Genomic DNA, 12,991 nt, shown 5'->3' with positions numbered 1-12,991 from the left:
AGGGGTGCGGCGGCGCGCGGTGTTCCACGTGGTGGGCGGGCGGTGCGGCGGCGGCGGGCGTGAAGGGTGGGGGAGCCGCCGGGCGGTGCGGCGGGGGCCAATACACTGGGGCATCGTGACTGCGAAGCCGCCCATTCCCGATGTCCTGGCCGCCCGTTACGCCTCGCCGCAGCTGGTGCGGCTGTGGTCCCCCGAGTACAAGGTGGTGGCCGAACGGCGCCTGTGGCTGGCGGTGCTGTCGGCGCAGGCCCGCCTCGGCGTCGCCGTGCCGCCCGGTGTCGTGGCCGACTACGAGAAGGTCGCCGAGCGGGTGGACCTGGACTCCATCGCCGCCCGTGAGCGGCTGACCCGCCACGACGTCAAGGCCCGCATCGAGGAGTTCAACGCCCTGGCCGGGCATGAGCACGTCCACAAGGGCATGACGTCCCGTGACCTGACCGAGAACGTCGAGCAGCTGCAGATCCGCGACAGCCTGCTCCTGGTGCGTGACCGGTGCGTGGCGCTGCTGGCGGCGCTGGCGGCGCGGGCCGCCGAGCACGCGACGACGGTGATGGCGGGCCGCTCCCACAACGTCGCCGCGCAGGCCACCACGCTGGGCAAGCGGTTCGCCTCGGCGGCCGAGGAGCTGCTGGTGGCGTTCGACCGGCTGGAGGAGCTGATCGGCCGCTACCCGCTGCGGGGCGTCAAGGGCCCGGTCGGCACCGCCCAGGACATGCTGGACCTTCTGGGCGGCGACCGGGAGAAGCTGGCGCTGCTGGAGGAGGCCGTCGCCTCCCACCTGGGGTTCTCCCGCCGCTTCGCGAGCGTGGGGCAGGTGTATCCGCGCTCCCTGGACTACGAGGTGCTCACCGCGCTGGTGCAGCTGGCCGCCGCGCCGTCCTCGCTGGCCAGGACGATCCGGCTGATGGCCGGGCACGAGCTGGTCACCGAGGGTTTCGCGCCGGGGCAGGTGGGCTCCTCGGCGATGCCACACAAGATGAACACCCGTTCCTGCGAACGCGTCAACGGCCTGACCGTCGTTCTGCGGGGATACGCCTCCATGGCCGCCGAGCTGGCCGGTGACCAGTGGAACGAGGGCGACGTGTCCTGCTCGGTGGTGCGGCGGGTGGCGCTGCCGGACGCGTTCTTCGCCTTCGACGGCCTGGCCGAGACGATGCTGACGGTGCTGGGGGAGTTCGGCGCGTTCGAGGCGGTCATCGCCGCCGAGCTCGACCGCTACCTGCCGTTCCTGGCGACGACCAGGATGCTGATGGCGGCGGTGCGGGCCGGGATGGGCCGCGAGAGCGCCCACGAGGTGATCAAGGAGCACGCGGTGGCGGCGGCGCTGGCCATGCGCGAGCAGGGCGGCGCCAACGAGCTGCTGGAGCGCCTGGGCGCCGATGAGCGCTTCCCGCTGGACGCGCCGCGGCTGCGGGAGCTGCTGGCCGAGCGGATCGCGTTCACCGGCGCCGCCGCCGAGCAGGTCGGCTCGGTCGTCGGCCGGATCGAGGAGATCGTCGCCCGTCACCCGCAGGCCGCCGCCTACCGGCCCGGCGCGATCCTGTGACCGCGGCCGGTGAGACGACCGGCATCGCCACCGAGCTGACCCGCGCCGCCGACGTCCTGGGCGCCTGCGGCTCCGACGCGCTGCTGCTGTGGGCGGCCCAGGGCGTGCGCCCGGGGGTGCGGGCCTGGACGTACGGGCAGGCGCTGGCGGTGGCCTGCCCGGACCTCAACCGGCGTGACCGGATGGCGGTGCGGGGTCCCGCGCCGCAGGTCGCCGCCCTGGTGCGGTCCCTGGCCCCGCGGCTGGGGCCGCAGTGGCGGCTGCTGGGCGAGTGGCCGCTGATGCGGGAGCTGGCGCGCCTTTCGGGGGTGGAGCCGGTGGGTTTCGAGTGGATGGACACCGACCGGCCGCCCCTGCCCGCCACCGGCGACGGTGACGGTGACGGTGGTGATGGTGGGGTGCGGTGGCTGGACGACGCCGACGCCGAGGTCGGCGCGCTGCTTCGGGAGGCCTCACCGTCGGCGTGGGCCACGCCCGGCGTCGCCGGCGTCCGCCGCTGGGCGGGCCTGCGGGACGGCTCGGGCCGCCTGATCGCCACCGCCGCCGACGCCTGGTCCTGCCCGCAGGTGGGATTCGTCGCCGGTGTGGCCACCGCTCCGGCGCACCGCGGCCGCGGCCACGCCGAACGGGTGTGCCGGTTCGTCCTGGCGGAACTGGTCGCCGCCTGCGGCCGCGGCGCGCTGATGGTCGACAGCGACAACCCGACCGCCATCGGCGTCTACGAGCGGCTCGGCCTGCGACGCCGTACGGTGGCCGCCTCCGCCCTGACCGGCGGCTGACCCGCCCGGGGAAAGGGGTCCGGCCGGTCAGGAGGGGCCGGGAGTTCGTGGCCGTACGCCAGGGGCCGGGGATCCTCGCCGCCGCCGGGCCCGAGCGCCATCTCCCGTCGGCCGTCCGGGGCGCCCGCGCGGCGGTGAGGGCGTGGCGTGCCCTCCGGCCCGGCGGGAGCACGGCGGGCCGGGGGAGCGCGGGGACGGGGAGGCGAGGGGAAAACCCGGTGCGGCCGGCACCGCGAAACGGCAGAGTAGACGAAATGATGTTCGACTTCGTTCCCGGGTTGCCGCTTTCCCGTGGCTTCTACGAGCAGATCGCCGGCCCCGCGCTGGCGGGCGTGCCGCACGCCGCGGCCCTGCTGGGGGAGGGCTCGGAGGTCCTGTCCTTCGACACCCCCGCCTCGGCCGGTCCGCGGGACGGAGTCCGGCTGGTGGTGCTCACCGGCCCCGGCCGGAGCGAACCGGTGCGCACCACGCTGCGCCGCGCCCTGCCGCCCTCCTACGGAGGCCGCCCCGTCACCCTCGGCGCCGGCGGCGTGGAGGTCGCCGAGACGGGGGCCTGGCTCGTGGCGCGGCTCGGTTTCGACCCGCTGCGGCCCATCGGAGTGCTGGACTGGCTGGCCGTCCCCTGGCAGCGGCTGGCCGGAACCTGCGGCGGGGAGGTCTTCCGCGACGACGCCGGTCTGCTGGGGCGCGCCCGCCAGGCGCTGCGCCGGTATCCGCCCGACGTGGAGCGTTACGTGCTGGCCGCCCAGTGGCGGCGCCTGGCCGCGGGGTACGGCCACGCCGCCCGCTGCTCGGAGGTCGGCGACGAGCTGGGAGCGGCGGCGCTCACCGCGGGCCTGGCGCGCGACCTGATGCGCCTGGCGCTGCTGACGCGGCGGCGCTGGCCACCGTACGACAGGTGGCTGGGCAGCGCGTTCGCCCGGCTGCCGGGCGCGGCCGAGACCGCCGACGCGCTGGCGGCGGCGCTGGCCACCGGAGACCGGTCCCTGCGGCGGGACCACCTGCGGCGGGCCTGGCGTCAGGTCGCGGCCCTGCGTGAACGTTCACCCGCCGCGCCGCCCGGCGCCGCAACGGCCGCCGGCGCCGCAACGGCCGCCGGGCGGCGCTCACCGGCCGAGGAGGCCGAAGGACTCGCCGAGACGTTCACCGCCGCGATCACCGACCCGCGGGTGCGGGCGCTGCCGCCCGGCGGGTCGATCGACCAGCTCACCGCCTCGGCCGAGGTGCTCACCGACCCGGCCCGGTGCCGGGCGCTGACCCGGGCCGCCCTGGGACTGTGACCTGGCGGACCCCCGCGAACCCGGCGAGCCCCCGCGCGGGTTTTCGCCCCGGCGCCCGCGGCGGACCCCCGGCGGGGTACGGCCGTGCCGGACCGCCCCCGGACCGCCCCCGGACCGCCCCCGGGCGGGGCCCGGTGACCTCGGACGCCCGTCACACCGCCACCCCGGCGACGGAAACCAGGAAAAACAGTAAAATCATGGGCCCATGCCGCTGGGTGCGCCCCAGAGGGAAGGAGCGATGAACGACCACACCGCCGCATCCCTTCCACCACCCGGCCCAGACCCCGGCCCCGTGGCCGCCGCCCCGGCCGCCGGACCCGCCGAACGCATCGCCGCCCTGCTGCTGGACCGCGCCCACCCGCGCCCCCACCACCCCGGAACACCCGAAGACCCGCGCCGCCCCGCCGGGCTCACCCACCAGACGCTGCACCACCTCACCGGACTCGTCGCCCAGGCCCGCCCCGGCACCGACGCCGCCTTCATCGTCCACACCCTCATCGCCCTGCTGGAAAGCGACACCGCCGGCGCACTGACCGGCGCCCATGACCGCTCACTGCGCGACCTCGTCGGCGAACTGCTGGCCTGACCCGCACCCCTCAGGGGGAACGGCGGACGGCGGGACTCCATATCCACCCCCCGGCCGGCCCGGCCGCGCCGGAGCCGCCGGCGGCCCCACGCACGAGGAACACCCGCCCCCGTGGGCACGTCAACCGGTCGGCGGCGGCCCGCCGGTCACGCCTCCGGGCCCGACGCGGGCTCCGCCGCCGCTTCCGCCCCGGAACCCGCCGCGGAAGCGGCGGCCGCGGGGGCCGGGGGAGCGGCCGCGGACCCCGACCCGCGGCCGGGCGGACGCAGCAGCGGATGGGACCGCATCGCCACCTCCAGCTCCCCGGGCAGCTCATCGCGGTAGCGGCCCAGCGTCGCCAGGTCACTGTGCCCCAGCACCCGCCGCACCGCGTCCATGTCCACCGCGTCGGCCAGAAGATGCGTGGCGGTGGTGTGGCGCAACCCGTGCGGCGTCACCGACCGGCGCCGGTCGGCCTCCACCCACCGCTGCACCCGGTCGATCACCGCCTGCACGTCCCCCCGCGCCAGCCGCCGCCCCCGCCACGACAGCAGCAGAGCCTTCTCCGGCGTCGCGGGACGGCCCCGCACCAGATAGCCGTCCAGCACCTCCGCCACATCGGCCGGCAGCGGCACATCCCGCGTCCTGCCGCCCTTGCCGAAGATCCGCCAGTACCGCACACCGTCATTGGTGTAGAAGTCCTCCACGTTGGCGCGCACCAGCTCCGACACCCGCGGCCCCACCGCGGTCAAAAGCAGCACGATCAGCGCGTCACGCATCTCGGTGCGCTGGTCGCGCCGCGCCCGCCGTACCGCCTGACCGGCGGCCGGCTCGGCCGCCTCCTGCCCGGGCGTCCCCAGCCGGCGGGCCGCGCCGACCAGCCCCTGGGCCTGCTCACGCGTCAGCGCCCGCCGCTGCGCCGGAAGCCCCCCGCGTTCCCTGGCCGTCACCGTCGACGACGTCATCGGGTCGACCTGCACCCACCCCGCCAGCGCCGCGTGCTTGAAGAACGCCGACACCGACCGGCGGAACCGCGCCTGGGAGGAGGCCGACTGCAGGCGGCCGTCCGGCTCGGCGCGCCGCCCGTCCGGCTTGCGGGCGAAGGCCAGAAGCACCGCGTCCACGTCCTCACCCGTCAGGTCGTCCAGCACCACCTCCTCACCCGTCAGGCGCACGAACGTGACGACGTCGCGCGCGTACACCTCCGCCGTCGCCGGTGACAGCGCACCCGTCGACGTCTTGGCCCGGATCAGCTCCACATACCGATCGGCCGACTCTTGCACGGTGAGACGATTCAGCTCCGCTGGCCGCATGGTCTTCGCAGGCACCCTTCCTCGATCACCACTGACCGTACCGGCCGGCGCCGACAACCGCCCCCGCCTTCGCCCACCGGCGGCCGCACCCCGGCGGAGACCCACGGAGAAGACCCACCGGAGAAGGCTCCGACGGGCAGGAGAGCCCACCTTCCCCGGCGGCCCCCGTCACAGTCCGCCCCTCCTGGCCGCCCGGAGGAAGGCGGGGAGGGACGGGCGGGGGGAGTCGGAGCGGCTCGCCCCGGCACCCTCCTCGCCGTCCCGGCGCCGGGCGTACGATCACGCCATGGCGAACCTCGGGCCCACCGAACTGATCATCTTCGTCGCGCTGCTCGCGGTACTGGCCGCGTTCCTCATCGGGGTGATCCGCCGGGGCACCCGCGGCTCCGTCACGTCGGCACCCCGGCCGCGCCTCGACCCCGCCGAACTGCACCGCCAGGCCACCGGCCTGATCACCGCGGGCAAGACCATCCAGGCCGTCAAACTCGTCCGCGAGCAGACCGGCCTCGGCCTGGCCGACGCCAAACGCTACACCGACGACCTCGCCGCGGGGCGCCCGCCGTACCGCGCCCCCCTCCACCCCGGCCCCGCCGCGCCCGGCCCGATCGCCGCCCCGCAGCCCGCGGCCGACCTGGCCACCCGCGTCCGCCACCTCAAGGCCGCCGGCCGCGCCGAGCAGGCGGTGTTCCTCGTCAGAGGAGAGACCGGCATGGACGAGGCCGACGCCAAGCGCTTCGTCGACTCCCTCGACTGACTCGGCCCCGCACCGTCCTGACCGCCTCGGGCGCTTTCCCGCACGGCCCGGCCACCCGGACTCCGGGAGGCGTCAGGCGTAGGCCTGAACGGCCACGGCCGGTTCGGCCGCCGCGCCGCCCGTGGCGACCACGACCGCCGACGGGGGAGTGCGCTCACCCACGTCCTCGGCGCGGATCGCCAGCACCGCCGCCGGACTGCCCAGGTCACCGTAACGCGCCGCCACCGCCCGCGTGATCACCTTCCGGGCGTGGGCGGCCACCTCCCGCGCCGTCGCCCGCATCCCCGGCACCGACAGATGACCGATCAGCGCCGCGAACCGCAGCTCACCGGCCGCAGCCGGCACCGCACCCGGGCCGCCCGGACGCGGCGGATCCAGCCAGAACACCCCGCCCCGCAGGAACCCCTCATGTGAAACCCCCTCCTCGCAGATGAGGGTGCGCACCGCGTCGGCCACGACGCGGCCGAACTCCGCCAGGTCGGTATCCGGCGGCAGATCGGTGGTGACCAGCAACGGCACTGTCGGCGAATTCAGCGGCTCCGGCATCGATGCAGCGTCCCTTCCCGTGAGACGGCTCATGGTAGGACGCGCCACCGACAATCTCGCCGAGCCACGCCAGCCCCGGCGGCCGGGAGAGCCTGCGCTTCGGCCCGGGAGCCCGAAGGGAGGCCCTCCGGAGGGGAGCGCGGGACGCCGCGGAGGACCCGCGGCACAGCCGTGAGACCGGTCACGTCACAGGGACCCGCACCGGTTCGGTGCGCAGCTCGTGGCTGTCGTCGGGCAGCCGGGCCTCGTAGAAGATCCGGTGGGAGCCGTCCGGAAGGGCGAGCACGTCGAGATAGCGGACGTCCGCGACGGGCGGGCCGTCCACCGGCGCCAGCAGCGGCGCGCCGCCGGCGCCGCCCCGGGGGGGTTCGCCGGTGCCGGCCGGCGTCGCCAGCCCGGTGCGTTCGCGCCAGTTCTCCGCCGCCGAGGCGCGGCCGTCGTAGCAGGCACGGCCGTCGGGCAGGACGCTGGTCAGCCGGGCGCCGCGGGCGTCCCACGAGCCGGGCCGGCCGGTGAGGACGGTGCCGTGCCATCGCCAGCGCAGCCCGTCACGGCTGGTGGCGTACGCGGTGCTCATGCGGTCCTCGGCGCCCGGCACCTCCAGCGGGTGGCAGCAGATCCAGGCCCGCCATTCCCCGCCGTCGTACCGGATCACCGGGTCCTTGACACCGGTACGGGCGTCGCCGGTGAAGACCGGCCACACCTCCGCCTCGGCCAGGCCCTCCGGGGACACGGCCTCCACGACCCCGATCCACCAGTGCCTGGTGCCGGGCGTGGCGCAGCTGACGTACAACCGCCACCGGCCGGACGGGGTGCGCACCAGGGCGGGGCGCTCCACCATCGCCGCGCCGAAGCGGCCGCGCGGCAGGACCGCGACAGTGGTGAAGCGCTCGCCGTCGGGGGAGCGGGCCACGACGTTGTGGTCCTCGCCGTCGTCACGTACGCGGTAGGCCAGGACGAACGTGCCGTCGGCGTCGAGTGCGGCGCTCGGCGCGCCGGCCCAGCGCTGCGGGCCGGCGCCGGGCGCGGGAACGGCGACCGCGTGGCACTCCTTTCCCGGCAGGGGGAAGGACGGCGCGGGCCGGGGGCGGCGGTGTGTGCTCGATGTCATGGTCTTGAGTCTGTGCGGGAGAGAGGACCACAGGGCAGTGGCAGTACTGCTCATATACGGGAATTTCCTGCCATACTCCTTTCCTGTCGGCCACCGGCTCCGCAGGCATGTGCCGTACCGTCCGGCCGTGAACGACCGGCGCGCACGGCCCGGCGGACCCGGCTGACCGGCGCCGGGCGGGCCGCATCGCCGGACCGGCCCGATGACCGGCCGAGGCCGCCCGTGGGGGAGCGGACGATCCCCCACGGCGCGGCGCGGCACGTCCCGCATTCGCGCGGCCGGCCGGTCACGGGGTACGGCGGAAGGCGCGGCGGTAGACCGCGGGGGCGACACCGCGGCGGGCCGCGAAGTGATGCCGCAGGGTGTCGGCGCCACCGAACCCGGCCCGGACGGCCACGGCGTCCACCCCCAGATCGGTGGTCTCCAGCAGCTCCTCGGCGAACCGGAGCCTTCGTTCGAGCAGCCAGCGGTGCGGGGTGGTGCCCGTCAGCGCCTTGAACCGCCTGGCGAACGTGCGCGGCGACATGGCCGCGCGCGCCGCCAGCGCCTCCACCGTCAGCGGCCGGTCCAGGTGCTCCAGAATCCAGTCGAGCAGCTCCGACAGCTCGTACGGGGTGCGCTGCGGCGGTACGGGCGCCTCCACGTACTGGGCCTGCCCGCCGGCGCGATGGGCAGGCACGACCAGGCGCCGGGCCAGGGCGTTGGCCGTGGCGGCCCCGTACTCCAGCCGCATGAGGTGCAGGCAGGCGTCGATCCCGGCCGCGGCTCCGGCGCTGCTGAGCACCGGGCCGTCCTCGACGTACAGGATGGCGGGGTCGACACTGACCCGGGGGTGACGGCGGGCGAGCAGTTCGGCGAACTGCCAGTGCGTGGTGGCACGCCTGCCGTCGAGCAGCCCGGCGGCGGCCGGCAGGAACGCGCCCGTGCAGACGGTCAGCACCCTGGCGCCACGCCCGGCGGCCTCCCGCAGGGCCGCCAGCAGCGGCTCGGCGACGGGCGCGTCGAGCTGCGGCCAGGCGGGGACGACCACGAGGTCCGCGTCGGCGAGGCGGTCCAGCCCATGCTCGACCTGGACGGCGAACCCCGAGGTCGTGGGGATCACGCCGGGCTCCGGCGCGCAGACCGCGAAGTCGTGGACGGGCAATCCGTCATCGGTGCGATCCAGGCCGAACACCTGGCAGGCGATCCCGAGCTCGAACGCGGCGACTCTGTCTCCGACCACGGCCACGACCCTGCGAATCACGAACGCCAGTATGGCGGGAAATTCCCGCATGCCGGCATCGCTGCCACTGACGTGCGACGCGGGCGGCGGGGCCGCCCGGCACACCCGTGTGTGGAAGGCCGGTCGGTGTGCCGGTTATACCGGACAGAATTCAGCTTCTGTCCGGTATAAGATCTTATGTCCGTTTTAATGGTGTGCCGGGTGCTGGAAGACCGGCCGTGGCGGCGAGGGGACCGGGGGCGCCGCAGGGCTCCCGGAACGGCCGCCCGCCTCATGCCGGCATGCCGGCTGCCGGCTTCCACGGCCGCCCGGTCTGGTGGGTCGGGCGGGTCTGCCTGCTCGCCGTCCCGCCTGCCATGACCGTCCCGGCCGGCGGGAAGCGCGCGCCCCGCGTCCGATGATCGTTTCACGCCCGGCGGTCAGGCCGGGTGCCTGGGGCCGGGTGCGCATGGCGACGCGGGGCCGGCGTCGGGTGCGGTCCGCGCGGTGGCCGGTACGGAGCCGGTGCGGGATCGGGTGCCGGCGCACCCGGCCGTTCCTGGCGCGCGGCGGCATCCGGTCCTGCCCGGTGCGGCGGTACGGAAGGCGCGGCACGGGTCTTTTGCCCGACGGGTCTTTTGTGCGGTCGCCGCTTCGGCTGTCGTGTCCCGGCGTCGCGCGCCGTGTTCTTGTCGGCGTCGGTGTTCGTCTCAGTGTCGGTGTCGGTGTTCGCCTCGGTGCTCGCCGCCGATTTCACTAGGGATGCGGGCGGGTGTGCGGTGCCGGGCGGCTGGTGGATGGTGCGTCGGCGGGTGTCCGTGGTGGGCTTGTTTCGGGGTGTCGGCTGTGGTTGCCGGTGTGCTTGATGCATAATCGCACTTATGCATCATTTGTGGGTGGTCCCCTGTCATGGGACGGGGGTGTGTGATGGGCGCCGGTGAGGCGGGTGGGCCGATGAGCGTGCGTGAGGCGGCCGAGGAGTTCTTGTTCGCGTTGCGGGTCAAGAAGCTGTCGGCGCACACGATCGCCGGGTACGCCCGGGATCTGCGTGCGGTGGCGGAGCTGGCGGCCGCTCAGGCGGGGTGCGCGCCGGGTGAGCTCGAGGTGGGTGGTCTGTCGGGGCGGCTGGTGCGGACGGCGTTCGCCGAGTTCGCCGGGCCGCGGTCGGCGGCGAGTGTGAACCGGGCCTGGAGCGCCTGGAACCAGTTTTTGACGTTCTGTGTGGCCGAGGGGCTGGTGGAGGGCAATCCGATGGCGGCGGTCCCCCGGCCGCGGCAGCCGGCCAAGGCGCCCAAGCCGTTGCTGGGTGATGGGGATGCGTCGGGGATGCTGCTGGAGCGGATCGCGGCGGGGGCGCGTAAGGCTCGGGATCCGTGGGTGGAGCGGGATCTGGTGGTGCTGGCGCTGGCGCTGGTGACGGGGATGCGGTCGGCGGAGCTTTTGGGGTTGACGCTGGGGTCGGTGGGTGGTTCGGCCGGGGATCGGCGGGTGCAGGTGGTGGGCAAGGGCGGGCGGACGCGTTCGCTGCCGATCGAGGCGCCGGTGGAGTTGCTGATCGAGCGGTATCTGGAGAGCCGGATGCGGCGTTTCGGGCTGGCCGCGCTCCCCCGGTCGGCGCCGCTGCTGGTGGACAATCGCAACGAGGCGTTGCGGCGGGGTGGGCTGCAGTATCTGGTGCGGCAGTGCTACCGGTATGCGGGGGTGCATGATCGGGTGCAGCGGGGGACGCTGGTGCATGCGTTGCGGCATGAGTTCGCCACGCGGCTGGCCGAGCGGGGGGCTTCGGCGCATGAGCTGATGGAGTTGCTGGGGCATGCCTCGATCGTGACGGGTCAGGCGTATGTGGCTTCCACGGCGCGTGAGGTGCGGCGGGCGGCGCGGGGCAATCCGGCGTACGGGGTGCTGGAGCGGCTGGCCGATGCCGATGGGGAGCGGCGGGGGTCGTAGGGCGGTGGGGGCCGGTGACGGTGTGTCGGGGGCGGGCGGGGGTTTGCGGGCCTGTCCCCTCCCCTGCGTCCTGGCTCTGTGGGGCGGGTGGCGGGGGCGAGCCGGGCCGGGGTGCGGTGCTCCGCTCCCCCGCCCCTGGCCTGTGCCCTGTCCTGCCGGGGTGCGGTGCGTCAGATGGCGGGGGGTGCGGGGGGTGCGGGGGGTGCGGGGCGGAGTTTCCTGACCAGGCGGGTGGCGGCGCGGTGGCTGAGGCCGGTTTCGCCGCGGACGAGGAAGACGGCCTGGTCGAACTGGTCGGTGGCTTTGAGTTCGAGGGCTCGGGCGAGGAGTTCGGGGCTGAGGCCGCCGTGCAGCAGGGCGTTGCGGGGGCGCTGGGCGATGCGGACGGCCCAGATGATGAGGGCGATGGCGATGATGGCGGCCAGGATCGTCACGGCCAGGATGAGCAGCGGATCCGACATGGGTGTCCTTTGCGGATGGGTCGCCGGGGGCGGGGGTTTTCCGGGGGGTGAGGGACGGGGTCGGTTTTGCGGGTGGGTGACCGGGGTGGGGGTTCTGTCCTTTCGGGTTTCCGGGAGGTTCTGTCACGGCTCGGGTTGGTGGCTGTGCAGTCTCTTATTCACGCGCGCGGGCTGGTCAAACGTTTCGGGGACTTCACCGCGGTCGATGGGATCGATCCGGATGTGGCGCCGGGTGAGGCGTTCGGTTCCCTGGGTCCCGGCGGGGCGGGGAAGCCACCGGCGACGAGGCCGGGCGGCTGGGTGACCGGCCGGTGGTGGTGACGGCGGGTCTGACGTTGGCGGTGCGGCGCATCCGGCGGACGCTGTGCGTGTGAGGCGTGCCGGGGTGTGGTGGGCGTCTTGCGTGTGGGGCCTCCCGTCGGCGGGAGGCGCCCGGGAGGGCGGCGGCGGGGTCGCGGTCCTCCCGGGCGGGGGCCGGGGTGCCCGTCTGTGTCCGCCCCTGTCGCGTCCCTGACCTGCGGCGGACGGGGGCGACCGCGGCGGCGCCGCGGGCCGCGTGGGGCCGGGGTCAGGGACGGGTGTAGGGGGTGGCGGAGACGACCGCGGTGAGCGGCAGTGGCCCGTACAGGTGGGGGAAGGCCTCCTGCGCGCCGGCGGGGATCTCCAGGCGGACGTCCAGGCCGGTGGGGTCGATGGTCAGCAGCACCAGGGGGTCGGTGACGTCGCGGTAGTAGCGGCGGGCGACGGCGTGCAGCTGGTCGTGGTCGGCGCAGGCGTGGATGAAGCCTTCCTCCTCCAGGGTGCGGCCGAGGGTGGAGATGCGGTACTCCCCCGCTTCCCGGGCGGCGTCCCAGTCGGCGGCCAGGGCCAGGTGCAGGATGGTCATCGTGGTTCCTTCGTCAGGGGGTGGGCGTCCCACTCGCGGCGCAGCATCGCGTAGATCACCTCGTCGGTCCATTCGCCTTTGACGAACTCGTTTTCCACCAGGTGGGCTTCGCGGCGCATGCCCAGGCGTTCCAGCACGCGGGCCGAGGCGTGGTTGCGGCCGTCGAGGCGGCCGGTGATGCGGTGCAGGCCCAGCTCTTCGAAGCCCAGGCGCAGGAGCGGGCGGGCGGCTTCGGTGGCGTAGCCGTTGCCGTGGTGGCCGGGGTGGAAGCTGTAGCCGATCTCGCCGCTTCGGTGGGTGCGGCTGTGCCAGAACAGGGTGACGTCGCCGATGAGTTCACCGGTGGCGGTCAGCTGCACCGCAAGAGAGAGGGCCTGGCCTTCGTCGGTCAGTGCGGCGGAGGTGATCTTCTTGGCCAGGGCGGCGCGGGTCTGTTCCAGGTCGTGGGGTTCCCCGTACAGGTAGCGGGCGACTTCGGGCAGGCGGTGGATGGCGTGCAGGGGGTGCAGGTCGTCTTCGGTGAAGGGGCGCAGGGTGAGGCGGTCGGTGCGCAGGGGGTGGGAGGGGTTGAGCATCCGCTCAGCGTAGGGGGCCGCCGGTGG

At 74.9% G+C, this 12,991-nt stretch carries 13 protein-coding genes; 6 read left to right on the top strand and 7 right to left on the bottom strand.

Annotated elements, in window-relative coordinates; all coding sequences use genetic code 11:
- Nucleotides 1-115: 115 nt before the first annotated feature.
- From purB to IEZ10_RS35365, 4 genes are all read left to right on the top strand, one after another.
- Nucleotides 116-1,546 carry an adenylosuccinate lyase gene (gene purB / locus IEZ10_RS35380; protein WP_189250874.1) on the top strand — a complete coding sequence of 477 codons (1,431 nt, stop codon included), beginning with the start codon at nucleotides 116-118 and terminating at the stop codon, nucleotides 1,544-1,546.
- Entirely contained in the window at nucleotides 1,543-2,325 is a 783-nt protein-coding gene (locus IEZ10_RS35375) for a GNAT family N-acetyltransferase (RefSeq protein WP_229811972.1), read from the top strand. The genes purB and IEZ10_RS35375 overlap by 4 nt, the downstream gene beginning before the upstream one ends.
- Nucleotides 2,326-2,579: 254 nt before the next feature.
- Nucleotides 2,580-3,605 (top strand): DUF4037 domain-containing protein, encoded by a 1,026-nt coding sequence (locus IEZ10_RS35370; protein ID WP_229811971.1) that lies wholly within the window; start codon nucleotides 2,580-2,582, stop codon nucleotides 3,603-3,605.
- A 238-nt stretch (nucleotides 3,606-3,843) separates the two neighbouring features.
- Nucleotides 3,844-4,191 carry a hypothetical protein gene (locus IEZ10_RS35365; RefSeq protein ID WP_189250873.1) on the top strand — a complete coding sequence of 116 codons (348 nt, stop codon included), beginning with the start codon at nucleotides 3,844-3,846 and terminating at the stop codon, nucleotides 4,189-4,191.
- Nucleotides 4,192-4,337: 146 nt separating this feature from the next.
- On the opposite strand, the gene IEZ10_RS35360 is transcribed toward IEZ10_RS35365, so the two are convergent.
- The gene (locus tag IEZ10_RS35360) at nucleotides 4,338-5,453 is read right to left on the bottom strand and encodes a tyrosine-type recombinase/integrase (protein ID WP_229811970.1); all 1,116 of its coding nucleotides are present in this window, start codon (nucleotides 5,451-5,453) and stop codon (nucleotides 4,338-4,340) included.
- 316 nt (nucleotides 5,454-5,769) lie between these two features.
- Between IEZ10_RS35360 and IEZ10_RS35355 the strand changes: the two genes are divergently transcribed.
- Nucleotides 5,770-6,237: a hypothetical protein gene (locus tag IEZ10_RS35355; protein WP_189250872.1), complete on the top strand. Its 468-nt coding sequence runs from the start codon at nucleotides 5,770-5,772 to the stop codon at nucleotides 6,235-6,237.
- Between the two features lie 72 nt (nucleotides 6,238-6,309).
- Here the strand turns inward: IEZ10_RS35355 and IEZ10_RS35350 are convergent, their stop codons facing one another.
- From IEZ10_RS35350 to IEZ10_RS35340, 3 genes are all read right to left on the bottom strand, one after another.
- Complete coding sequence (locus IEZ10_RS35350; RefSeq protein WP_189250871.1) at nucleotides 6,310-6,783, bottom strand: hypothetical protein; 474 nt, start codon at nucleotides 6,781-6,783, stop codon at nucleotides 6,310-6,312.
- A 181-nt stretch (nucleotides 6,784-6,964) separates the two neighbouring features.
- Complete coding sequence (locus IEZ10_RS35345) at nucleotides 6,965-7,894, bottom strand: glycoside hydrolase family protein (protein ID WP_189250870.1); 930 nt, start codon at nucleotides 7,892-7,894, stop codon at nucleotides 6,965-6,967.
- Between the two features lie 286 nt (nucleotides 7,895-8,180).
- Complete coding sequence (locus IEZ10_RS35340) at nucleotides 8,181-9,134, bottom strand: helix-turn-helix domain-containing protein (protein WP_444545405.1); 954 nt, start codon at nucleotides 9,132-9,134, stop codon at nucleotides 8,181-8,183.
- Nucleotides 9,135-10,049: 915 nt separating this feature from the next.
- On the opposite strand from IEZ10_RS35340, the gene IEZ10_RS35335 reads away from it, so the two are divergent.
- A complete protein-coding gene (locus IEZ10_RS35335; protein ID WP_229811969.1) occupies nucleotides 10,050-11,042 on the top strand; it encodes a tyrosine-type recombinase/integrase in 993 nt (330 codons plus the stop codon).
- A 170-nt stretch (nucleotides 11,043-11,212) separates the two neighbouring features.
- Here IEZ10_RS35335 and IEZ10_RS35330 read toward each other — a convergent pair whose 3' ends face one another.
- The 3 genes from IEZ10_RS35330 to IEZ10_RS35320 all read right to left on the bottom strand — a co-directional run bounded on the left by IEZ10_RS35330 (nucleotide 11,213) and on the right by IEZ10_RS35320 (nucleotide 12,964).
- The gene (locus IEZ10_RS35330) at nucleotides 11,213-11,503 is read right to left on the bottom strand and encodes a hypothetical protein (RefSeq protein ID WP_189250867.1); all 291 of its coding nucleotides are present in this window, start codon (nucleotides 11,501-11,503) and stop codon (nucleotides 11,213-11,215) included.
- 568 nt (nucleotides 11,504-12,071) lie between these two features.
- A complete protein-coding gene (locus IEZ10_RS35325) occupies nucleotides 12,072-12,389 on the bottom strand; it encodes a DUF952 domain-containing protein (RefSeq protein WP_189250866.1) in 318 nt (105 codons plus the stop codon).
- Nucleotides 12,386-12,964 carry a GNAT family N-acetyltransferase gene (locus IEZ10_RS35320; protein ID WP_189250865.1) on the bottom strand — a complete coding sequence of 193 codons (579 nt, stop codon included), beginning with the start codon at nucleotides 12,962-12,964 and terminating at the stop codon, nucleotides 12,386-12,388. The genes IEZ10_RS35325 and IEZ10_RS35320 overlap by 4 nt, the downstream gene beginning before the upstream one ends.
- Between the last annotated feature and the right edge of the window lie 27 nt (nucleotides 12,965-12,991).

This window comes from Streptosporangium pseudovulgare, assembly GCF_014648055.1.
Taxonomy (GTDB): Bacteria; Actinomycetota; Actinomycetes; order Streptosporangiales; family Streptosporangiaceae; genus Streptosporangium; species Streptosporangium pseudovulgare.
The sequence above is the reverse complement of the archived record's forward strand: the minus strand, read 5'-3'. Positions and strand labels throughout refer to the sequence as shown.